This is a genomic window from Shewanella sp. SM73, assembly GCF_025653795.1.
In the GTDB taxonomy this organism is placed as follows: Bacteria; Pseudomonadota; Gammaproteobacteria; order Enterobacterales; family Shewanellaceae; genus Shewanella; species Shewanella oncorhynchi.
On the sequence record NZ_JAKKRY010000001.1, the window covers coordinates 689,203 to 712,503 of the forward strand.

The following is a 23,301-nucleotide window of genomic DNA, read 5'->3' on the forward strand; positions in this document are numbered from 1 at the left end:
AGACTCGATTTTTCAACGAATAGCAGGTTTAGCCTGCTATTTTTTTAGGTCAAAATCGTTAAGCAATAGCAAAATTTTTGCGGGCTTACCAGTAAGTACTGTTCACGCGCGCACGTGTCTTTCCTTCACGATTCTTAATCTTGTACCAGTTAGATGGGCGCTTATAAGTGTTTAGGTAAATAACATCATTAGGTTAAGTCAAAAATGGCGCACAAAAAAAGGGACCAAATGGTCCCTTCTCTACAGCAACAAACTAATTTCTTAGTTTAACGCTTCTTTTGCTTTTTCAACTAAAGTTGCAAATACAACTTTGTCGAATACAGCGATGTCAGCCAAAATCTTACGATCGATTTCGATAGACGCCTTTTTCAGACCGTTGATGAAACGGCTGTAAGACAGACCATTTTGACGAGCGGCAGCATTAATACGTGCAATCCAAAGTTGACGGAATTGACGTTTTTTCTGACGACGGTCACGGTAAGCATATTGACCAGCTTTAGTTACTGCTTGAACAGCAACACGGTAAGTACGGCTACGAGCGCCATAATAACCTTTAGCTAGTTTTAAAACTTTCTTGTGACGAGCACGAGCGGTTACACCACGCTTAACTCTTGGCATTTTCTAATCTCCTAAATTAAGCGTAAGGTAATTGACGCGCGATTGCTGGAACGTCAGCTTTTGATACTAAACATTTGGCACGTAAGTGACGTTTACGTTTAGTGCTTTTTTTCGTCAAAATGTGACGTAAGTGTGCTTGCTTGCGCTTGAAACCATTAGCGGTTTTCTTAAAACGCTTCGCTACACCCTTGTCTGTTTTCATTTTAGGCATTTCTAAAACTCCGCATTGGGATGTTTAATAAAAAGCAAGGCGAGCAAAGGCCATAGACCTTTGCTACTTTAAGTTTTGCCCTACTTATTTCTTTTTAGGCGCTAGCACCATAATTGCTTGTCGGCCTTCCATTTTCGGGAAAGATTCAACAACCGCATACTCGTCCAAATCAGCCTTGATACGGTTCAATAGATCCATACCTAGGTTTTGGTGTGCCATTTCGCGACCTCGGAAACGAAGCGTAATCTTCGCTTTGTCCCCGTCTTCCAGAAAACGTATCAGGTTGCGTAGTTTTACCTGATAGTCGTTTTCGTCAGTTCCAGGACGGAATTTAATTTCCTTGACCTGAACCTGCTTTTGCTTCTTCTTTTGTTCCTTGGCTGACTTAGCCTTATCAAAAAGGAACTTACCGTAGTCCATAATGCGACATACTGGAGGTTCAGCATTTGGGCTGATTTCTACTAGGTCTACACCTGCTTCATCTGCCAAATTCTGAGCATCTCTGATGCTTACCACACCAATAGCTTCACCATCAATGCCTGTTAAGCGTACTTCTGGTACACCTGTGATTTCTTCATTGATTCTATTAGGGGCCGGCTGACGCCCTGCTGTTTTTTTGATCTTTATGACCTATTCCTCCAACAATTTGAGACTACGGAGCGAAATCTGTTGATGGATTTTAGTGGCGAAATCTTCAAGTCGCATCTTACCTAAATCGATACCATCACGGGTACGCACCGCTACTTCCTTATTTTCCATTTCTTGATCGCCAACGACCAACAAATAAGGGACACGCCTTAAGGTGTGCTCGCGTATTTTAAAGCCTATTTTCTCATTCCTCAAGTCAAAAGACGCTCGAATACCTTGTTCTTTGAAGAATTTTACGACTTCTTCAACATAATCAGCCTGTTTATCGGTGATATTCATCACGACAACTTGCATTGGGGCTAACCAAGTTGGGAAACGTCCTGCATATTCTTCTATCAAGATACCCAAGAATCGTTCCAAAGAGCCTAAAATAGCACGATGGATCATCACAGGGGTCTGACGGCTGTTATCTTCGGCAACGTAAGTTGCACCAAGACGGCTTGGCAACGCATAATCGAGCTGCACAGTACCACATTGCCACGCTCGGTCCAAACAATCGTGTAAAGTAAATTCGATTTTTGGTCCGTAGAACGCGCCTTCGCCTGGCAAAATAGTGAATTCAATATTATTGGCACGCAGAGCTTGCTTAAGTGCTTCTTCCGCTCTGTCCCACATCGCATCGTCACCGATACGTTTCTCTGGGCGAGTCGACAGTTTTACTACGATATTTTCAAAGCCGAAGGTGGCGTAAGTATCGTAAACCATCTGGATACAGGCACTCACTTCTTCTTGAACTTGGCTGTCAGTACAGAAAATATGGGCGTCGTCTTGCGTAAAACCACGTACACGCATTAATCCATGTAACGAGCCTGAAGGTTCATTACGGTGACAGCAACCAAATTCCGCCATACGCAATGGCAGATCGCGGTAAGATTTCAACCCTTGGTTGAAGATCTGCACGTGGCCTGGGCAGTTCATTGGCTTGATGGCGTATTCGCGGTTTTCGCTGCTGGTCGTGAACATGGCTTCTGAGTATTTATCCCAGTGACCAGAACGTTCCCACAACACGCGGTCCATCATTAATGGACCTTTCACTTCTTGGTAAGTGTATTGGTTTAGCTTACGGCGAATGAATCTTTCTAATTCGAGGAAAATGCTCCAACCGTCGTTATGCCAAAACACCATACCCGGTGCTTCTTCTTGCATGTGATACAAGTCGAGCTGCTTACCGATTTTACGGTGGTCACGCTTAGCCGCTTCTTCAAGACGGGTTAAGTGCGTACTCAGGGCTTTTTTGTCGGCCCAAGCGGTACCATAGATACGTTGCAACATCTTGTTTTCTGAGTTCCCACGCCAATAAGCGCCGGCAATGCTCATTAATTTAAAATGTTGGCAGAAACGCATGTTAGGTACGTGCGGTCCACGACACATGTCAGTGTATTCTTCGTGATGATACAGCGCAGGCGTCGCGTCTTTGCTGATGTTCTCATCCAGAATGGCAATCTTATAATCTTCACCGCGCGCAGCGAATGTATCACGGGCTTCTTGCCAGCTAACGACACGTTTTACTACGTCATAGTTGGTTTTTGCCAGTTGAAGCATGCGCTTTTCTAATGCGTCGATGTCATCTTGAGTCAACTTGTGCTCAAGGTCGATATCATAGTAGAAGCCATTATCGATAACAGGACCAATCGCCATCTTGGTTTCTGGCCACATTTGCTTAATCGCGTGACCTAATAAATGCGCGCAAGAATGGCGAAGAATTTCAACACCTTCTTCGTCTTTGGCGGTAATGATTGATAGCTCAGCATCGGTTTCAATGAGATCGCAAGCATCTTTTAATTCGCCATTAACGCGGCCAGCGATACAAGCTTTCGCTAAACCAGGGCCAATATCGGCGGCAACATCGAGGGTCGATACAGCATGAGCAAACTCGCGTTTGCTACCATCGGGAAGTGTAATTACAGGCATGAAATGTCCTTTCCAGTGGTGACCCACACGTAGGGCCACTTGGTTTTAGTTAATGTAAGAGAAATGCTCGCTAGGTTAAGACAGTACAGGAGTCTTAGCCGCCTTGCGTAGCAGGGCGTTTATTCTAAGGGATTGTAGCTAAAAGGCGCAAGCATATTGACCAGAATTGGGATTGGAAACAAAAAGCAAATTCATGATTTTGCAGTGTCTTGGTAACTTCTTGGTCATCTAACTCCCCTATTCTAGCGCCAGTTTATTGGGCATCACTGAAAACATGACAAGGGAGTTGATATGTTGAACTGCATTCTACTGGCTGTAACACTCACGCACACTGAAACCGCTTTACCTGAGCCGCAGGTGAAAATCACAAGCAAATCTTTGATTGATACTCAAGTGTTACTCGTTGATATTAAAAGTGAACTTGAGCAACAGATGCAGCGTTTAACGCTGGATATTACCCAAGATGCCCGCGATGGCGTGTTACACAGCAGTGAAATGGAGGGGTTAGTGACGGTAAAGGACTAGTTTTTAGAAGAGATAATGATCCAACAAGAAAATATTTAACCAGAAGGTCTATCATGCTGGGTTTTGAGACCTACTTCATCTAAGTCAGTGCACTGCACTCTGCTGTATACTCAAATGGAAAGCACATAAAGCGCACTCAAGTTTCGAATATCGACAAAGCGCAGACAATATAAGCGATAAGCGTACGAAGTATGAGATGCGTTGATTGAGCAGAGCGATTCGCTCTATTGGCGATAAGGAGTTGCACCATGAGAGTCATGAACAAAGTTATTGCTTGTCCCCACTGCGGGCACCATCAAGATATCAGTATCGATGCCAGCTGTGGAGACCAAGATTATTACGATGACTGCCGAATTTGTTGTAATCCGATTCACTTACGCTTACACATCGATGAATCGAGACGGACGGTTGAGCTGTATATCGATTCAGACGACGAGCAAATCTATTAAACGAGATTGCACTACCCGCTGCGATGTCACGAAACTAACGTGCTTGTTCGTTAAAACGCCTGGCCAGCACGCGCTCGACTGTGTCGACGATAACTTGCGTTTGGCTGTCGATCTCGATATTGAGTTCATCCCCCACTTTGCACTGGCTTAAATTGGTCAGCTTTAAGGTTTCAGGGATTAAGTGCAATTTAAAGCCTGAGTCACTCACCTCGCCAACCGTTAAACTACAGCCATTAACGCCAACAAAACCTTTATAAAAAATGTAATACATCCATTTAGGCTCAATGCCCAGTGTCAGATCATAATGCTGTTCTGTATGGCTAATATCGATGACTTTGGCCTTAGTATGGATATGGCCAGAGAGAATGTGCCCACCAATTTCACTACCAAAAGTTAACGAACGCTCAACATTAACGCTTTGACCTATAGACAAATTAGCCAGATTCGTCAGTCGCAAGGTCTCTTCCACTACGTCGAAAAATACCCTATCATCAACGACCTGAGTCACAGTAAGACATACCCCGTTATTTGCCACACTTGCACCAATCGCAAGTCCCTCATGCAAATCAGGTTCAAACGCTACCTCAAGGGTATTTAGGCCATCTTTCTTATGTATTGCAACCACCTCGCAGGTGGCTTGAACTATACCTGTAAACATTTTTTGCTCGCTTAATCGTTAAAGGCTGTATTTATGAATCATTCAGGCTATCAAGCCAAACGTTTAATCCAACTGGCGCTGCCGGTACTGATAGCTCAGGTCACTCAGACCATGATGGGCTTTATTGATACTGTTATGGCGGGCCGTGTTAGTGCAGTCGATATGGCCGCCGTCGCAGTCGGCACTAGCCTTTGGTTACCCGCTATTCTGTTCGTCCAAGGTTTGCTGATGGCTTTTACGCCTTTATTTGCCCACTATAATGGCGCGAATAATCAAAAAGCCATCCAACCTTTGGCCTTTCAAGGTGCCTATCTTGCCATTATAGGCGGCATTGGTGTGATGGTTTTCCTCGCATCTGCGCCCTTTGTGCTTAGCCATATGGATTTAGAACCCGAATTATACCGCTTAACCATAGGATATCTCGACGGTATTTTATGGGGCGCGCCCGCATTTGTGCTTTATCAAGTGCTACGTGGCTGCAGTGAAGGTATATCCTATACCTTACCGACCATGGTCATTGGTTTTGTCGGTCTAGCCGTAAATATCCCCGCTAACTATATTTTTATTTATGGACACTTTGGCGTACCGGCCATGGGCGGCGCAGGCTGTGGTATCGCCACTGCTCTCGTATTCTGGGCCATGCTAGTTGCCATGACCATTTACATGCAGTTACATAAAAAATTCGCGGCTTTAGCTCCCTTCAGTAAATTTCATCGTCCAGACTTTGAAACGATGAAGAAAATGACCAAACTCGGCATGCCGATAGCAATGGCGCTGTTTTTTGAAGTGAGTTTATTTGCCATCATAGCGCTGTTACTCGCGCCACTTGGCGCAACAGTGGTCGCAAGTCACCAGATTGCGCTCAACTTTTCTGCCATCGTATTTATGCTGCCGTTATCTATCGGTATCGCGGTATCGATTCGGATTGGTTATTACTTAGGCCGTGATCGCGCTGATATTTCCGCGGTGGTCACTAAAGTGGGCTTATGGCTGGCACTATCCCTTGCTCTAACGACAGCGGTTTTGACCGTATTATTTAGATTCCAAATTGCGAAACTTTATAATGCTGATCCTGAAGTGGTTGCCTTAGCCGGCAGCTTGATGTTGATGGCAGCCCTGTATCAATTATCTGATTCAGTTCAAGTGGTCGCAGCGGGTGCTCTTCGCGGTTATAAAGATACACGCAGCGCTTTTTATATCACGCTGTTTTCCTACTGGGGCATTGGTATGTCACTCGGTTATACCTTAGCTTATACGGACCATATCGTTCCCGCGATGGGCGCCCATGGATTCTGGGCAGGATTGATTGCGGGTTTGACCTCAGCAGCGCTGTTATTTTTCATTCGTCTGCGTTACATCCAAAAGCATGGCGTGCATTTGAGCCTTATTGAAGGTGACAGTGTTCACCATTGATTGCATTAATGGCGAGCGACAGTGCTCGCCTTTTGGTTTATCAGTTTGATTTCGATGCATTCTCTGAAGTAAATCGAATAAGAAATTGCGGTTTTATCAGCGGCGTTGTTGAAACACTGGGCAAGTTGCACAGCAATTCACCATTTGACGACAAATTTGTTTTTTTTGCTTGCCAGCCCTGCGCTATGCCCCTAATATAGCGCTCGTTCCAAGGCGCAACGCTTTTAAATAGCTTGTTAAATTTTGCAATGCACCCGTAGCTCAGTTGGTTAGAGCACTACCTTGACATGGTAGGGGTCGGTGGTTCGAGTCCACTCGGGTGTACCACTCTCTTCAAAGAGTCTAAATTTTGAAATTCAAACAGTGCACCCGTAGCTCAGTTGGTTAGAGCACTACCTTGACATGGTAGGGGTCGGTGGTTCGAGTCCACTCGGGTGTACCATTTCTTGCTGTAATCTTATGAAATATCAAGTCTTCCATATTTTACAATCTAAAATACTTTACATTCCTCAGTGACAAACTCCAAAAATCTGTGCCAACTCTCCCTTAAAATATTATTTAAAACCCATTCGTTTTTTAAGAATTAAAGTCCTCTGCCGAATTTTTCAAGGTGCAAAATTACATTCAAAAGCTTAAAAAAGGCAGCTTGTGCCAAATCGGTGCCAAACATGTTGGCACAAGCGATTTTTGACAAGCTGAAACTAGACCACTACCCAAAAAGGCACAAGAGTCCTTATTATATTCACTAAGGATTGTTAACAGCTCGATTAAGCACTTTGATTCATATCGTCATCAAATATTGATAACTCTTTTAAACTGCTACTCCTTGGAACATAAATCCATTAAAATCTCGCTGTAAAATTTTTTCTAGTACGTGATCAGTTGCTTTTGCAAGCTCATAAAAAAACGTAACAACTTTGTGGTAAGCGATGGCATCATCTTGTTTGCACATAACAGGATAACTACCGACCTAAGAAATGTTTGAAGTTTAAGCATACAGTTGTTGTATTTAAACAATAGCCCCTTAATTTGGCGAATATCATCCTTCGAAGTTGAATTCGGATTTAAAATTTATTCAACAGTTTTGCGCTTAGTTTCTCAAACATTGAAGGTTGCACTCTTTTTAACTCTTCACAACCACATTCCGGGCACTCTGTTCGTACATCATTGGGTAATAATACATCGTTTTTGGGCGCCCTAACTGAACTCCACTGGCATTGCGGGCAAATAAGTTTGTATGGTTTAGGTGGAAATGGCATGTTAAAGTTTACTCACTATTCAGTTTTGCTAAGCGTTGCAATTCATTGCAAATTTCAACATTAAGATCGACAAAGACGCTCCAGGAAACTAATGAAGATAAATTCGCTTGATAATAATCTTCTACGCGGCATACCAATGGACGCTCGTCATAAATAGTACAAAGGTGTGTTTGCTCATCGAAATGACGACAAACACCATCGCTACGATCAAGAAAAGCCGTTTCCACGCTCTCATTCACTCTGCGGCAGCAAAGTCCACAAGCATTACATGGGAACGGCTTAGGTACGGTCAGACTAATCATTGCTATATGGTTGTTAGCAAAGTCTGAGCTCTCATTAAAGCAACACTAGTTGCTTTTTCTTGCTCGTTAGCACTAGTTTGCGCTGACTCTACTTTTGCCAGCATTTGTTGAAGGACAGGCTCCAGTTCCTGACGCAAAATTTGATTCATAGCACGCTCAAACTGTTCCCCAAGATCTTTAGCTGTATCTTCAACCTGCTGCTCAAATCGCTCACGTTCTAGCTGAACTTTTGCTGCATGTTCACGCATTTCTTTATCAGAGGGGTCTTCTGAAAATAAATCGTAAATAGAAGAAATAACAGTAATCCCCGTCCCTACGTAGGGGATCCATTTGCCGATAACTTGACCAGCCCATTTCTCCATGGTTTTTGGCCCGATTCCTTTCATTAATGAAGGTGCCCAGTCTTTAACCAGCTTTAATCCACTAACAATATGCTCTGGCTTCGCCATTTTTACGACAGAGCTCGCCGCATTTCCCAAAACCTCTTTATTTATCCCTCTTTGATTATTAGGATCTTTAGATTCTGAAGCAGAGAAATGTGGAACGTCATTAATACTCGGTCCCTCATGCTGGGCATTTAAGACCGCCGACATTGTTTCCACATCATCGTTGAATTGATTCATCAAGTACTGCAACTCGTCATCCATAACGGCGACAACCGCTTTACCCGAATCTTCAAAGACTAGCTCAAGCACTGCAAGACAGCCTTCGGGGTGTTGATGCATGGCAGCTTTACTTTTAACTGTAATATGCTTTCGATTGCTAGCAATTTCGCGGTAAATATTATCCCGGCACTGACCTTGATTGGCGATCAACTTACGACACAATTCTTTATAGTGACTGAGTAGTTCATTACTGTCAGCATTTGTTAATTGTTGAATAAATTGGTTCAAAAATACTTGCAGAGAATGAGCCAAACGACTGTTGACATCTTCTGGACTGATAGAAGAAAAAAAACTGTTAAGTGAGCTCTCAAGCTCAATGATACCACTATGCTCTACCAAGCCTTGCTGCTTCGCTAACTTCCCTTTTAAGGCACTAGCTGCATTAATACGCAATATCGGGATATCGGTCAAAATCTCACTAAGACCTTGAGCAACAGCAAGAGACTGAAGCCTTGCGCGGGTATCATTTTTTAAACGAATAAAATCCTCTTGAGAAAGCGGGCTTTTTTCATTGAATACCAAAAATACCTTTTTCCTCTTATAAATTAAGTCAATAAGCTGACCAAGAGTTTTCTCTTCTTCCGCGGCTCCAGATGGATTGACAACAAATATTACTGCGTCTGCAAGCATCATTTGTGCTTGTGTCACCTGTTCATGCGCTAATGGCGCATCAACACCAGGGGTGTCTAGGATACTAAAGTTATTCCATTGATAAGCCTTAACATCTGCCGTTAAAGGCACATCCCCTGTAGGAGCAACGTCTGAACCAACCAATGCATTTATCAGGGTGCTTTTACCGGCATTGTAAATGCCGTATACCATGACACTTAGTTCAGGTGAGGCCTTTTTATCTTCAAATAATGTTTCAACATCCCTAAATGCTGCCTGCATATCAGGATATTCAACAATTAACTTTTTCGTTTCAGCATAGGCTCTATAAAGTTCAGCACTCGCCTTCATCTTAAACTCCATTTTTTATGATTTTTTGCAGCGATAGGGCCTTCAGCGCTTCGACCCGCTCATTCACTTCGCGTAGTTCGGTGGCAACCAGTCGTGTCACCGTCCTCATTTCAGCCAATGTATTTGTAAGCACTTTTTTAGATTCATCCTCGATCACAGTCTTTACAACTCTCGCATAGTTATCGCTTATCTCTTTTTTCAGTGACTCTAGATTATCGCCGACATTTAACTCTATCGTTTTCGTCTTTAATTTGGCATCACTACCAAATGCGCTACCAGCCATACTACCAGCACCACTTGCCAATGAAGCCCCCAAAGCTGCGCCCGCTGGACCACCTAGCATAAAGCCCGCGACTCCGCCAGCAACTAAGCCGCCCAATCCACCCCAGCCGCTATTACGCTTTTTTGTGCCAGCCTGATAGCCTGCAGAGATCTGCTCAGTGACTTTTTCTATTGAGAAATTCGGCAATTCCAGTGACGCTGAATACCAAGTTTTATCCGCAGCATGTTTCAACTCGTTGGAGATCTCCGCTAATCCACTTTCTAAAGCGTGGCCTATGATTTGCTGAAGCTTAGCATCCCAACTTCGACGTGCGCTTCTCAACTCTTTATTCATCTGCTCATCATCATCACGATAATTCTCTAACGTGTTAAATGTATCATCGATGATTGCATACATCTCTTTCTGCGCCTCTCGAGTGTATCTCGCCATAACCTTTGGCACAGAGCTCTCCAAATGCGCAATCTGTGCATCTAGTTCATTTGTCAATTTTGTATAGGGCAGTAATTCCTTTCGGCACTTGTCTAAGAAATTACTGAAATTCGTCATTGGAACGGCGCGCTTTATCTGCACGCCTTGGTTTTGAGAAATGCTGTGCAATCGGCTAAATAGTTCAACCATGCCGCTGTTTTGCATCTCCTTAGGATCGGTTAAGTGCTCTTGAGCGTAACGGGCGGAGTTAGAAAGAATATCGTTACTGTCAATGCCTTCTAATTCTTTGGCGATGTACTCTCGCTGCTGCTGCCGCGTTTCTTTCGACTTCATTTGAACTCGGGAAACAGGCTCTCCCAGTTCATCGTCCCAATCCTCTTCATTGACATCACTTCCGGTAAGCAGAATAAGCGTTTCCTTTCCCTTGCTTTTGAGCTCTCTGATTTCTTTTAAATCGCTGGCACGACCTGGTGAGCCTGAACTCATGGTATAGAGAATTAAATCTGCATGAGACACATACTCTTGCGCTAATTTACCGTTACTATCAGTTACGGAATGCAACCCTGGTGAATCCACCCAAGTTAAACCAGGAAGACGAAAACCTTGAATAGAGCTGGTCGCTTCCGTCGCTCCCACGCGAAACTCTCTACGACGCTTCGCTTCATCATCAGCATCACCGTTTACAACGTTGGTATTGGCAGCAGTAAAATACTCAGGCAGCAATGATACTGGGACACTAGCTTTTAAATTTTCCGAAGGATCTGTATGACCCCATGCTATATAGTTACCCAACGAGCTCTTACCTGATTTGACCTTACCAAATACAAATACCAACAGAGAATCCTGGAAGTCCTGACGAAAACTCAACCCTTTATCATATGAAGCCAAATTAGCCTGCCACGCTTTGTCTGTATCACTGATAGCAGACAAAATGCCATCAATTTGACGACTGAGCGGATTTTCCTCTGGTAAACGTTTCTTTGCTTGTCTGATATGCGATTCCATACGCACCGCAAAAGTTTTTTGAGCTTTTTGAAACTCGCTATCCAGCTTTTTGGCATCGACTAATGATGCCATAAAATCACTTTTCAACGTCTGAAATGACGTCAACAACTGTTCACGTAAAATAAGGTCTGACATCCTTTATCTATCCTTTTAATCCATTTAAAAGTACTTAAAGCTTTTCGCGCAACGCTTTTAATTGAGCAAGCTTGTGGTCTATTTCTTTTAGTCTGACTGGAACGTTCATTAATTCCTCTTCCGGTTCAAGTTCCACATCATACAAAGACTCCAATTTAACTAAGTAGTCCTGTGTTTCTTGAGGTAAAAACTGAAGGTCATAAACCTCCACGTATGTTGGACTAACCGGATTGTGAAACTCTTCATCATTATCCAAAATAGCTTTAAATGGTTTATCGCCAAGCAAGATCACTTTTATTTGACCATCTAAACTTTGTTGCAGCTCATTTGCTCTCTGCATGCCTTCTTGGACAAACGCCTCTTTCATGCTCTCCAGTTTTTCTTTGTGGGCACGCGCCTTGCGTTCCTGCTCTGCCCGTTCTCTACGACGACGCTCTTCGTCACCATTTCCGCCACTCCCAGAGTCACTATCATCACTGAAAGCAGAGACCGCAGCCGCTCCAAGTGCAACTACTGCCGCACCAATCAACCAAGGTAACGCCATATTTTACTCTCCCCGTAATCTTTCATTCAGGTATTCGGTTTTTTTCAAAGTCATGCTGAGATCTAACGAGAGCATGGCGTCGTTAAAGCGGGCAAAATTCCAATACAAATCATCTTCTAATTGCAGTTTTTCATCATTGAGCGCTTCTTCAGCAGCCGAGATTTCCAATAACAATGTATTCTGTGCATGGCGTATTCTTTCTTCACGAACAGCCCGTACATCAATCCCCAAAGTTTCAATATGCTGCTTCAATTCTTGTAAATGACTGGCTTTCACTAAGCCATCCTTATGCTGTTGAATCCCCTTGTGAAAACGAGTTCCAGAAATGAGAAAACTTTCAGGTGCAAAACCCAAATGAAGATGACATTGCTCAAGCACTTTTTGCTCAATCTGTTCAATCTTCTCTAAGCTTTCTGCATCAGCTTTACTGATGACAAGGACGATATTTTTCTCAGCATAAACGCCAAATGATTCTTTCAACTGCTTAAGAAAATCGAGTTCAATTTTCTCGAGTTCTCCTTTAGGCTGGTGCACAAATAACACCACGTCTGCTTTTGCGGCGCCATCCATCGCAACTTGATCATCAGCGTCATGAGCATCCAAACCTGGCGTATCGAGGAAAATATAAGACTCTCCCTCAAACTGCCTTAGTTCGGCGGTCTCTCGGACATCATTAGTTGGAAAATACTCTGCGTTATAGTGGTGAGTGAGCATGTTCAGCAAATAGCTTTTACCTGCATTCATCATTCCCCAAACGGCGATAACAGGTTTATCCTGTACCTGCTTTCTCGCCAATATATCTGATGCCTGTTTCAGCAATACATCTAAATCTGCTGAGGCCATCGAATCCTTAGCCGTCATACGTGTTCCTTGTTAGGTTGTCCGAATATTTACAATCTAGCTTTGGTATGTAGACAATCGTATTTAGACCATTGCTAGAGCCCTTAAAACAGCATTGTGCTAACTGCACAGCGCTTTCAATTTCCAACCGCAGTTCTCACACTGCCAAGTGGCATAACCATTATTAATTACTCCCTGTGTTTTGACATGAGATCACTTGCTAACTTTTCAGACAATGCTGAATCACTAAGATAAGGGACTTCTCCGGAAGGAACTAAATTAGCAGCAGCATCAAGGTGCACGTCCTGATCATCGAAGAAGATGTGAGGCCGAAAGGCTTTTAACACTTTAGTCTTCTCTACTCCTCCTAAGAAAAAAGCCTCATCAACATACACGCCCCAATGCCTTAAGGTTTTAATTACTCGCATCTCCGAAGGGCTATTACGAGCAGTGACTAATGCAATGCGGATCGGTGAGTATTCAACGCGAATGGGTAATCTATCCTGCAAGCGAGACAACTTATGCAATAAACTGGCGTAAGGCCCCTCTGCCATTGGGATATTTTGTTTTGCGTCTTCTTGAGCATGAAAGGCTTCCATGCCTTGGGTTTTGTAAACTAATTCACTTTCATCGGAAAACAATACGGCATCACCATCGAAGGCGATGCGGACTTGACCCTCGGGTATTTCCGGTGCATCCGTTGGCGGCGCTTTTAATATTGCCGCGGCGCAGTTCTTGGAATCAATCACCTGCTGAGCATCTTTAACATTGGTGGTGAGAAACAGGTCCACATCAAAGGCATCGAGATAATCGGCTACGGTTTCGCCCGCGGTAAAGGCTGAACGGGTAATGTTGAGCTTGTCGTGGCGAATAGTATTAAGCACCCGAAGACCGGTATCTGGGCTGTTTTGTGACATCACCACAACTTCAACAAGAGGGCTATTGCCCTGCTGATATTGATTAAGGCCAAGTAAAGCTTTGATCAGAGGGTAACCGGTCCCAGGTTTTAGCGGCTCATCTTCGTGTGCCAGCATAAACTCGCGGTATTTTTCTATGGCAGTATCAGGATCTGATTCAAAGGTTTTTCTGAAAATTTGGTCAGATTCAGCCATATCGAATAAGGCCGTGGCTGAAATACCAACGACTAATGTATTAGAGAGATCTAGTGGCATAAAAACATCCTTGTTTCAGTGGCTTGTATTCAAGCATGAAGCTTTGCTGAACTCAATTTTTTTTGATAGAAAAGTTAAATAATCATAAAAAATACTGCTGAATACACAGCATATCCATTTAATGGAATTCGGCTTGTTACCTTTGTTTAATACGATTCCTAAGCTAGTCATATTAATCCTTTAACTGTTTTTGCTGTTTAAGCTTAGTATCTTGGCTAGCAATGTTTTTGCTAACTGGCACTTCATAGGTGTCGCCTTTGACAAGGTATACTAGCAAGGCGATGGCGTTGATGATCAAAATCACAATTAACAGGGCTAACAGTAACAACAGCTTGGACATTGCTCATACCTTTTCAATAAATGTATGACGACTAATGCCAGAACTGCACCACAATCACGCCAACAGCTATAAGCCATTTAAATGATTATATTTCAATTGCTTGCGATAAATACGTTTAATCACGCTAATTAAACTAGGTAATCAATCTTAATAATTGGTAATTATTATTACTTTCTGTAATCACTCAATTGCACTATCTTGTCGCCAGCAAGAGTACTATTTTCAGCCGTATTAGTAGCAGATGCTAAATCTGGCTTTGCTGGTAGTGGTTGCGGTTCCATTAAAATATCTTGGCAGTAATCCATCATCTTTACTATTGGCATAAATTTTTGTTTTTGATCTTTTGCGTGCTTCTTTTGAGTATTGAGATGAATCGATAAATCGGTGCACAAATCGGAAGGCAGCTCATTAAGCTCCTGCTCCGCCAACGTTTGGCTAACCCAAAGTGCGGCATCACTAATATGGCCGCTAATGCTTAAATCGGTATTTTTAACCCAATGAGTATCCATGTTCAGTTCAGATAGCTCACTTAATAGCATAGCAATATCACTACTTGGGATGGCACGGAGCTGCTGCAAGGTTTCTGCTAATGAATATTGCCACTCCATTTGCAAGCGTGCTGCTAATTCATCCAGCGTTAGTTTTGTATCAGCGGGTATAAATACAGTAAAACGGCTGTTGGCTTCACAGGCAATAATGGTTTTGTGGCGTGATTTATAGGCATTATCGATTATGTTCAGTTGCCAGCTAAATGCTTGCTCGTCTGACGCTAAGGTATGAACCCCGACTCTCTGGCCATCTTTCTCAGGCAAGCGAGACAAGTCGGCTTTAAGCCATTTGTTGAGTGCATTGGTTGCGGATAGTAATAATTTCATACTTTTTTATCGTTCCCGTTACAAGAATCACAACAACGAATCAAATTTAGATATAAGAATCGATGAATAGCAGCTTCCCTGTGACATGTTTAAATATTCCCTACAAACCCATTAAAGACATAAGTTCATGTTCACTAACAGCTTCTGGCGTTACCACTGCATCACTAAGCATGGTTTTTTTAGCTAACAACTTATCTAAATTCACATCAAACAAATCATACTCTGGATGTAAAAGGCAGGGTAAATGAACAAAAACAGGTTTTTCCTGACCAATTCGATAGACTCGATCTGTTGCTTGAGCTTCTTTTGCCGGGTTCCAATGGCGCTCTAGATGCACTACATGATTTGCGCCAACAACGGTCAATCCTACGCCAGCAGCAACTGGAGACATGATGATAATGTTAAATCCTTCCTTTGATTCAAAATCAGTTATCATGCCTTTACGCGACAGTTGGTCCTTCTTCGTTGCCATCGCTTTACTATCGCCATTAATGACATGAATCTGTAACGCATAAATTTTGTCTAAACATATCTGAATTACAGCTCTCGAAAAATCCCCACTAAAAAAGTGGATTAATATTAACCCTTATCGCCTTTTTATAGACCAAATAATGGCTGGATAACGCCTAAGGTCTTTATATAGTCAATATCATCCTTATCTAAGTCGAACCATTCCCCCTCCAGTCTCTTGTTTGAGAAATGTAAGTGCATCTCTCTTTCTGCCGAAGAGTAATCATCAAATTCTGCATAATGTATAAGCTTTATTTCAAAAGGCAGTTTTACAGAAAATAATTTAGTCCGATTTTTAATATTGATTGTTTTACCGATTTTGAAACCATATTCAGACTCAATAACATAAACAAAACCTTTTATAGGATTACTTCCAAGTGTCGCTGTTGACGTTCTAATATTAGTAGTTGATCCTACAACTTTTCCAAATTCTGTTTGTCCTAACTCAGAAAAGCATTCTGCAAATAAGTCTTTTATCATGTAACGTTTGACTACTTCTGGTGCAAATTTAAAAAAAGACCGATCTTTCCAAAATCGTCTTCCAGATGGATTCGGACGAAGGTATACATCGAATGGAAGCCAATCAACTTCAAATTTGTCAGTACCGATAACAACTGACTTTACAATACAAAAAGCAAGGGTATGGCCTAATAAGTCATTTTCGTTCCAGTCAGCTAAAACGATACAATGCCCATTACGAAGTTTTGGAAGCATGTCTTCAGGTACAGAAAGCTCTTTACCATTTAAAATATTATTTATTTCAATTTCATTTGTGGATAAACGCCAAAAGTTGCTCATTATATTTCCTATTTGTAATTTTACTTACAATCAACATTGCTTAAACAGAACAATACACTCAGCTTTATTTTCGGCTATAGCCTTTTCAACCCATTGTTTTGTAATAGTGGCCTCAACAACACTGCATAGGCTCAAACTAAGCTTATCCGCCTGAACTCCTTGTTCTACTCCCTCAGAAAAACCATGCCCGGATTTAATTGCGCCTTTATCAGTTATCACATAACGATCGTGAAAATAACGTTCTGGTGCGATAATAAGTGAGAAATTTGGAATTTGATCGTACATATCAATAAATTCTTGCTGAAATACTTTCTGAGGATTGCCAGTATTGATACTCGTCACCAAAGTAATGCTACTTATAGCGTGAGAGTCTTGACTTAACGTGAATATTGACTTTAAAACAGGGTTGTTTGCGAGTCTAAAATATTGATCTACAATAAAAACATTTCCTCCAAACCTGATTAAGGTTGATAAAGATGCTGAAATATCTTTAGCTACTTTATTAACTAATCTCGATGGTGGCATTAACCAACTATCATGTCCGTCTATAAGGTCATCGTATTTGATTGCTCCAGCGAATAGCTCCGATACAATCGAGTTGAAAGGTAATATCTCTGTTTGACGAGTGCACCAGACACTCCAATCATCTGCCAAGATTGAGCTTCGATCTAGTGGCAATATAAAATATGGTTGATCCTTACTTCGTTGGAGGTTATTTAAAAAATTCGTGATCGATTTCTTTCGTACTGGTAACAGGTTTTCGGATGCTTTAGCAGCTTGAAACGCTTCCCTCGCCCAATCTCTGACTGGCGCAATAACATAGCGACCGGCTTCAAAACCAAAACTATGTTTTAATAAACCATAATAATGGTACTCAGCCATACAACGTGGATCAAAAGCGACTTCTTGATACATTAGAATAGCTCCTCATCACGCTCTTCAAAGAAGCCACCAGGCCAATCTTCAACAAAGTCGCCATCTTCTGTAATATCAATTCGCTTAGCCTTTATCCCAGCTGTTGAATTGGATAAGAAAATAACACTAATATCTTCTGGCTTCACAGCTGTTAAATCTTTTGGCAAATTACCTTCAGCCGTTTGTCGGACTCTTTTCAATAATCTTAATATTAAATGTTCGCTGTGAGTTTCAATTAGGTATGTAGCATTAGTAGAAACCTGAGTTAACAGATCGCCAATTGCAACTTGTACTCTGGGATGCACATGTAACTCAGGTTGCTCACATGCAATAATGCCTTTTTTCCTAGTATAACTAGCTACTATTAACGGCAATAACTGAGATACACCAACACCGATATCAGCAGGTGAAACACTCACATTATTACGTTCATCCCATATTGACACTGATGATTTTTTATATTGCAGCATTCCTTTATAAAACTTAGAATGTAGATCCTGTGAAGTCCTTGATGCCTCTAAATCTTCATAACTCAATTTTTTAGGATCTGAGTCCTCTGAATCATGGAGTTGTTCTATTTGAATACCAATAGCATCAGTAACAGCCAATAAATCATTGTAATGCTGAATATCAAAGGATGGTGTAATGAAGCGTCTCTCTCCTTCCTCTATTTGATAAATTAATTTATAACCTAAATTTAATTTATCATCTGCTAGCCAAGAATTAACTGAGTGATCGCGTTTAATGTCGGTAATTGCCAGCTCATCCCAACAAGCTTGCCCATTGTACCAGTCACCTTGTTTAGGGTAAGGGTTTGGTTTAAAGCTTGAATCAGGTACTATTCTTAGAGGGCCGATACATAGGCTTTGGCTAAGAATACTTAACAAGTTATCTAGTGGAGAAACAAATAACTCGCTTAAAACGGTATTAATGAGATATTCATTCGGCTTGGATTCTAAATCTAAACTTGTGACTAGTTTTTTGCCTAAACGAGGTAGAGCACCGGCCATCCCTTTAATTCCTATTGGGAATTGTTGATGAATTAAAAAATGGACCCTACTGTAAATACCATCATCAGAGAACTGTTGGTTATTAATAACCTCACCGTCTGATAAATTGAGTTCAATTTCTTCCTTCGTTTCAGTAGCCAACAGACATTCTTGAGTTTGATACATTTCCCAAAGCCAATCGGACCTAGCATCAAAATAATCGCAAAGAAGAGCATGACCAAAATTTAACTTACTAATAATAGGATTTTTTAAACCTGCATCAGCGGTGATTTCGCCGATAAAATCACCATCAAACCATACTGAATAACTTGCTATATATGCCGTTTTTAGAGTAAACGACCATGCAATTTCAAATTCAATAGCAACTTTTTGATCATAAGCCCCTGAAGGCATATCCATTATAAGAAGATCTAGCTCAACGCCTGCAATATCGTAAAGTAACTCATTGCTGCCGCTATAATCAGAACCTATACTAGTGCCCATATCATATTCAATTTTAAATTTAATCCGCTTACTGAGATCTCGCCCATTAACCATGTTCTCAAAACCGTCAACAAACTTTCCGCCCAAAGCATCAATTTTTTGCGGATTGCATTCTCCTTTATCGACTATTTGTTGTAAGTAAAATAATGCTAATAATACTGTACTTTTCCCGACACTGTTAGGTCCAAAAAGTAAGGTGACTGGCGCAAATTCAATCGTCTGTGTTTCTTTAAAAGAGCGAAAGTTGGTGAGTGATAACTTGGTGATTCTCATTTCAGTACTCTTCTAATTTGACTTGGTAGACAGTCTGTTAATCATATCGACTAACTGTGTAGGGCCTTGATCGTTTTTCACCATGTCGGTTGTGCTTGGTCTGAATAAGGTTTGCAGTATAAGCTGACGGTCTTCTTCTTTAGGCCCTTGGCCTTTCCGAGTGAGAGCAAGGTAAGTATGGATCATGGTTCTGCGTTCTTGGGCATCGGTAGTGAGATGGAGGTGAGACATAAAGATATTGGCGGCAACTTTAATTATCCAAATACCAAATGTAGTGATAACAGCAACGGTTATCAGTTTATTAAGTGCGACATCTTTAATCGTTGTGTTTAAGTGATTATCAACAAAGTATATTAGCGTTGTAACAACCGCGATAATCATCAATAACATTACAATGCCAAAGCCGATTGCTTTATTACGGTTACTTTTTTGTTGAATGCCCCAATACCTCACAGCAGCATGCAAGGCGAGCTTATCGTCATAGGTTTTTGTGAGGTTTTCTAAATCTGTCTTAGCCTTTGCAAGTTCATCATCGAACTTTGTTTTAAACTCATTTTTATGGGTATCTAAATCAGCGGTTTGTGTCTCAGTTTGATCTTGCCAATCAGTGATCAAACCATCAACAGTTAAGATCTGGCGAGTAGCTTCGTCAATTTTGATTTGATATTCAGTAACCCAATTATCTCTATTATTAGTGAACTCATCATCCCAACGATGCTTTAATTGTTCTAGCGACTCTGTCTCGTCGTCAATCCTGTCTTCACTCCCGGCAAAGTAAGCATCCGCTTCTTGCAGGCCTTGATACATGTTTCGGTCAATTTGGGAAACATTAATATCAAACGCGACAGCAATAGCGGCTAAACCATACTCTGTGCTTTTATTCTTTTGTCGTTGAATAAATCCGTTAAATGGCGCTTCTTCAGTGTAAAGCCCCTTGGTATTTAAGTAATTGGTAAATGACTGGCTAAATTGCTCTACACGGGCGTTATAATTAAATGGCTCATGCTGAAATCGTTGTAATCCAGCGGTGATTTGCTGCTGTAAATTACTCCAACTCTGATCGAATACACTAAACAGGTGTTGCATTTGATAGCGTTGAGCAATATTTCTATCAAAAGTATAAAGCTGACGTTGTTGTTGAACCCAAGCGAGCAACTTTTCAGGCTCATCAAACCATTTACTCCCGTTTTCGGTTTTAATGGTGATGCGTTTAAGTTTTGTTTCTTCAAGCTCTTTTTTTTCTGACATCTTAACGTCCTTGTTATTCTTGTTTTAAAGTAATAGCTATAGTTCGCCAGCGAAAGCTTTTTGACTTAGAGAATTAAATAGCTCATCGTTCAATTCACTATCAGCAGCATCTCTGATACTTGAACTTTCAATGTGAGAAACTATTCGGTCAAACTTGCATTGTAATTCCATTGGGGGAACAATTATTGGAAACTCTCTCATCTTGGAAAGTAGTAGATTTTTAATTGCTGAGCCTGAACCAACAGAAGCAAAGTCTTTTACTCGTAACAAAAATATATATTTAAGAAAGTTCGAATTTAAAAGATCACCTTTAGGTTTGATAATCGCGACACTTTTTTGAAAAGTTGTCTTAGACGTTTTTTCATCATTCATTACTATCGCAACTCGACCTATAGTTGCTCCAGTGTTAACCATAACCAAATCGCCAGCCTGTAGATCAGTTCTCCTATGGACCTCATCAAATTCCTTTTTATTTATCTGACGAGTATTTTCATAGTTAATTCTTCCATGATTAACATCCTTAGCACTTATGAAGTAATACCCCGAACCAATCTCATCTTCACAATCACCGTGTTTGCCATCAGTTATTTTTGTTGTCAGTTCACCTAAATTTTGAACTTGCCATTTCTTGGAATTGACCAAAGGATCGCCGAACATGTCTAGGAAGACACTGCGGAGGAAGTCGTCGGCGAGTTGGATGGCTTGCTTGCGTTTGCGACGGATGGCATCGGCTTTATCTAAAATTGAGGCAATGCGTTTTTGCTCGGCTAAACTTTTAGCCGGATCGTCAGGGAAAGGAATTGGAATTTCGTGGTTCCAAAACACATTCATTGACACTCGTGGCATTTTGGCGCCCGCTACTTGCTCACTGATCCAATCGACAAATGTCTTAGAACGTAAGTAATAGGTTAAATATGCACGATCTAGCCTTTTACTATCGGGTTTTAAAGGAACAAGTTCTGTTGTAGCAAGCCCCTCCTCATCAGGCATTACCACTTTGTTTAAATATGGTCGTAATTTAGAATATAAAACATGTGATGTATCAAACCAATGAGTCGATGAACCCGCTGTAGATAGTGGTGACTTTTGTTTACCTATGACTTGACCACTATTAGCCTCAACCATATCCAAATTAAGCATCCACACTTTTTCAGAATTTGATATGACAGGATGCTTTAATGGCTTTGAAGGTGCAATAATGCTTAATTTTTCATATCCCCAACTCACAGCATTGCCTCCAGCTCATTTAAGTCTTTTAGAATATCGTTTTCTAGGGCTTTAAGCTTGGTTAGGATGACTTTTGGGTCGTCATAGACTTCGGCAGTGTGCACCACTTCTTTGTAGCGATTGATCGACAAGTCATATTTGTTCGTTACGATATCGTCTTTACTGACCCAAAATGCCTTTTGAGTTTTGTCATTTTCAGCGGTTTGAGCAATGGCTTTATCACGGGCTTTAAACTCACTCACTAGGCTTGGTAAGTCGTTGTCTTTGATTGGCGTTCGCTTGTCATCTAGCGAAAAACCATCGGCTTGGACATCATAAAACCATACATGATCGGTGCTGCCGCCTTTGGTGAAAATAAGGATAGCAGTAGACACACCAGCGTAAGGTTTAAATACCCCACTAGGTAATGAAATGACCGCTTCAAGTTGGTTGCTTTCGATTAATAATTGACGCAACTGCTGGTGGGCATTGGATGAGCCAAATAACACACCGTCTGGCACGATGGTGGCCGATTGACCGCCAATTTTTAACATGCGCTCGATTAAGGCAACAAACAGCAGTTCTGTCTTTTTAGTTTTGACTTTTCGCAGCAGCTCAGGGCAAACGTCTTCTTCATCTAAACTGCCTTTAAATGGCGGGTTAGCAAGAATGATATCGAAGCTTTCTTTTGAATCCTGTGGGAAGTTTTCACTAAAGCGTTGGCTTAGGGTGTCTTGATAATGCACGTCGGGTTGTTTAATGCCGTGCATCACTAGGTTCATTGCGGCAACCCGAAGCATGGTGGCATCAAAATCAAAGCCGTGAAACATGTCGGTGTCTATGTGTTGGCGTGCTTGTTGATCGATTAAATCACCAGAAAATAGTATATTTTCAAGCTGCTGGCCTTGATTGTCTAGAAGCGGTTTACCGTCTTCATCAAATAATGGTTCACGTTCTATACAGTCTTTTGAGGTGTATTTTTCGAGTAGGTATTCGTAAGAAATTGATAAAAAGCCGCCGGTACCGCTCGCTGGGTCGCAAATACGGCTGGTTGTGCTTGGGTCTAGCATTTCGACCATGGCGCGGATGATATGGCGCGGTGTTCTAAACTGGCCGTTAATACCCGCGGTGGTGAGTTTACTTAGTAAATACTCGTATAAATCACCTTTGGTATCGCTGTTATCAAGTGGCAAGTCATTAACCATTTCAACCGCTTTTACCAACAAGCTTTGTTTTTGGATCATTAACTGGGCATCTTTCATAAACTCAGAAAATAACGAGCCTTCGTTGCCCTCTTTTACTGATGCTGCAGAGCTTGAACCAAAATACGGGAAGAGTTCATCTTTAACTGTTTTGTATAGCTGCTCGGCACCTAAATGACGAATATTTTGCCAACGCAGGTGTTGCTGCGCATCATTAAAACGACGGTTAAACGCTTGGCCAGTTCGTGCACTTCGTTTTTCGTCAACTTGTTCGTTCATGTCGAGCATGCGGGCATACATTAAAAAGGTAATTTGCTCGATAACCGTTAACGGATTGGTAATGCCGCCGGTCCAAAATTCTTCCCATAGCTTGTCGATTTTGCTTTTTAGTTGACCTGTGATCATGGTGTACTC

At 41.6% G+C, this 23,301-nt stretch carries 23 protein-coding genes, 2 tRNA genes and 1 pseudogene; 6 read left to right on the plus strand and 20 right to left on the minus strand.

Translation table 11 applies throughout. The features are described 5' to 3' along the window. Positions 1–261: 261 nt before the first annotated feature. The 4 genes from rplT to thrS all read right to left on the minus strand — a co-directional run bounded on the left by rplT (position 262) and on the right by thrS (position 3,388). Positions 262–618 carry a 50S ribosomal protein L20 gene (rplT, locus tag L5M51_RS03080; protein ID WP_006081652.1) on the minus strand — a complete coding sequence of 119 codons (357 nt, stop codon included), beginning with the start codon at positions 616–618 and terminating at the stop codon, positions 262–264. Between the two features lie 16 nt (positions 619–634). After that, positions 635–829 (minus strand): 50S ribosomal protein L35, encoded by a 195-nt coding sequence (rpmI, locus tag L5M51_RS03085; RefSeq protein WP_006081653.1) that lies wholly within the window; start codon positions 827–829, stop codon positions 635–637. A gap of 84 nt (positions 830–913) precedes the next feature. Further along, positions 914–1,456 (minus strand): translation initiation factor IF-3, encoded by a 543-nt coding sequence (gene infC, locus L5M51_RS03090; protein WP_012089240.1) that lies wholly within the window; start codon positions 1,454–1,456, stop codon positions 914–916. Positions 1,457–1,459: 3 nt separating this feature from the next. Further along, positions 1,460–3,388, minus strand: coding sequence for a threonine--tRNA ligase (gene thrS, locus L5M51_RS03095; RefSeq protein WP_028759936.1), 1,929 nt, complete (start codon positions 3,386–3,388; stop codon positions 1,460–1,462). 291 nt (positions 3,389–3,679) lie between these two features. On the opposite strand from thrS, the gene L5M51_RS03100 reads away from it, so the two are divergent. Both L5M51_RS03100 and L5M51_RS03105 read left to right on the plus strand, forming a co-directional pair. After that, complete coding sequence (locus L5M51_RS03100; protein WP_263171541.1) at positions 3,680–3,913, plus strand: hypothetical protein; 234 nt, start codon at positions 3,680–3,682, stop codon at positions 3,911–3,913. 248 nt (positions 3,914–4,161) lie between these two features. Beyond that, a complete protein-coding gene (locus L5M51_RS03105; protein WP_028759934.1) occupies positions 4,162–4,362 on the plus strand; it encodes a CPXCG motif-containing cysteine-rich protein in 201 nt (66 codons plus the stop codon). A 34-nt stretch (positions 4,363–4,396) separates the two neighbouring features. On the opposite strand, the gene L5M51_RS03110 is transcribed toward L5M51_RS03105, so the two are convergent. Further along, positions 4,397–5,020, minus strand: coding sequence for a riboflavin synthase subunit alpha (locus tag L5M51_RS03110; RefSeq protein ID WP_263171542.1), 624 nt, complete (start codon positions 5,018–5,020; stop codon positions 4,397–4,399). Positions 5,021–5,053: 33 nt separating this feature from the next. Here L5M51_RS03110 and L5M51_RS03115 point away from each other — a divergent pair, with 33 nt between their 5' ends. The 4 genes and pseudogenes from L5M51_RS03115 to L5M51_RS03130 all read left to right on the plus strand — a co-directional run. Next, complete coding sequence (locus tag L5M51_RS03115) at positions 5,054–6,433, plus strand: MATE family efflux transporter (protein WP_263171543.1); 1,380 nt, start codon at positions 5,054–5,056, stop codon at positions 6,431–6,433. A 250-nt stretch (positions 6,434–6,683) separates the two neighbouring features. Next, positions 6,684–6,760 (plus strand) — tRNA-Val (locus tag L5M51_RS03120). 38 nt (positions 6,761–6,798) lie between these two features. Further along, positions 6,799–6,875: transfer RNA gene (locus L5M51_RS03125), tRNA-Val, on the plus strand. Between the two features lie 480 nt (positions 6,876–7,355). Further along, a pseudogene (locus L5M51_RS03130) lies at positions 7,356–7,453 on the plus strand (IS30 family transposase); the annotation flags it as partial. Between the two features lie 247 nt (positions 7,454–7,700). On the opposite strand, the gene L5M51_RS03135 reads toward L5M51_RS03130, so the two are convergent. From L5M51_RS03135 to L5M51_RS03205, 15 genes are all read right to left on the minus strand, one after another. Further along, the gene (locus L5M51_RS03135; RefSeq protein ID WP_263166159.1) at positions 7,701–7,994 is read right to left on the minus strand and encodes a YkgJ family cysteine cluster protein; all 294 of its coding nucleotides are present in this window, start codon (positions 7,992–7,994) and stop codon (positions 7,701–7,703) included. 2 nt (positions 7,995–7,996) lie between these two features. Further along, complete coding sequence (locus L5M51_RS03140) at positions 7,997–9,619, minus strand: GTPase (protein WP_263166158.1); 1,623 nt, start codon at positions 9,617–9,619, stop codon at positions 7,997–7,999. A gap of 1 nt (position 9,620) precedes the next feature. Next, positions 9,621–11,471 (minus strand): dynamin family protein, encoded by a 1,851-nt coding sequence (locus L5M51_RS03145; RefSeq protein ID WP_263166156.1) that lies wholly within the window; start codon positions 11,469–11,471, stop codon positions 9,621–9,623. 34 nt (positions 11,472–11,505) lie between these two features. Beyond that, positions 11,506–12,015: a hypothetical protein gene (locus L5M51_RS03150; RefSeq protein WP_263166155.1), complete on the minus strand. Its 510-nt coding sequence runs from the start codon at positions 12,013–12,015 to the stop codon at positions 11,506–11,508. Positions 12,016–12,018: 3 nt separating this feature from the next. Then, positions 12,019–12,858 carry a GTPase gene (locus tag L5M51_RS03155; protein WP_263171545.1) on the minus strand — a complete coding sequence of 280 codons (840 nt, stop codon included), beginning with the start codon at positions 12,856–12,858 and terminating at the stop codon, positions 12,019–12,021. Between the two features lie 185 nt (positions 12,859–13,043). Continuing rightward, positions 13,044–14,027, minus strand: coding sequence for a 5'-nucleotidase (locus L5M51_RS03160; RefSeq protein WP_263171546.1), 984 nt, complete (start codon positions 14,025–14,027; stop codon positions 13,044–13,046). Positions 14,028–14,199: 172 nt separating this feature from the next. Next, positions 14,200–14,367, minus strand: a complete 168-nt coding sequence (locus tag L5M51_RS03165) for a hypothetical protein (RefSeq protein ID WP_263166149.1) — start codon at positions 14,365–14,367, stop codon at positions 14,200–14,202. A 167-nt stretch (positions 14,368–14,534) separates the two neighbouring features. Beyond that, positions 14,535–15,242: a DUF6933 domain-containing protein gene (locus L5M51_RS03170; RefSeq protein WP_263166147.1), complete on the minus strand. Its 708-nt coding sequence runs from the start codon at positions 15,240–15,242 to the stop codon at positions 14,535–14,537. A gap of 100 nt (positions 15,243–15,342) precedes the next feature. Next, positions 15,343–15,714, minus strand: coding sequence for a helicase-related protein (locus L5M51_RS03175; protein ID WP_411569028.1), 372 nt, complete (start codon positions 15,712–15,714; stop codon positions 15,343–15,345). Positions 15,715–15,839: 125 nt separating this feature from the next. Then, positions 15,840–16,550 (minus strand): GIY-YIG nuclease family protein, encoded by a 711-nt coding sequence (locus L5M51_RS03180; protein WP_263166144.1) that lies wholly within the window; start codon positions 16,548–16,550, stop codon positions 15,840–15,842. 30 nt (positions 16,551–16,580) lie between these two features. Continuing rightward, on the minus strand, positions 16,581–17,465 hold the full coding sequence (locus L5M51_RS03185) for a hypothetical protein (protein WP_263166142.1): 885 nt from the start codon (positions 17,463–17,465) through the stop codon (positions 16,581–16,583). Continuing rightward, entirely contained in the window at positions 17,465–19,231 is a 1,767-nt protein-coding gene (locus L5M51_RS03190) for an AAA family ATPase (protein ID WP_263166139.1), read from the minus strand. The genes L5M51_RS03185 and L5M51_RS03190 overlap by 1 nt, the downstream gene beginning before the upstream one ends. 12 nt (positions 19,232–19,243) lie before the next feature. Next, positions 19,244–20,479 (minus strand): DUF6161 domain-containing protein, encoded by a 1,236-nt coding sequence (locus tag L5M51_RS03195; RefSeq protein ID WP_263166137.1) that lies wholly within the window; start codon positions 20,477–20,479, stop codon positions 19,244–19,246. A 36-nt stretch (positions 20,480–20,515) separates the two neighbouring features. Next, positions 20,516–21,706 (minus strand): restriction endonuclease subunit S, encoded by a 1,191-nt coding sequence (locus L5M51_RS03200; protein ID WP_263166134.1) that lies wholly within the window; start codon positions 21,704–21,706, stop codon positions 20,516–20,518. Further along, the gene (locus L5M51_RS03205) at positions 21,703–23,292 is read right to left on the minus strand and encodes a class I SAM-dependent DNA methyltransferase (protein ID WP_226058611.1); all 1,590 of its coding nucleotides are present in this window, start codon (positions 23,290–23,292) and stop codon (positions 21,703–21,705) included. Before L5M51_RS03205 ends, L5M51_RS03200 begins: the two co-directional genes overlap by 4 nt. Between the last annotated feature and the right edge of the window lie 9 nt (positions 23,293–23,301).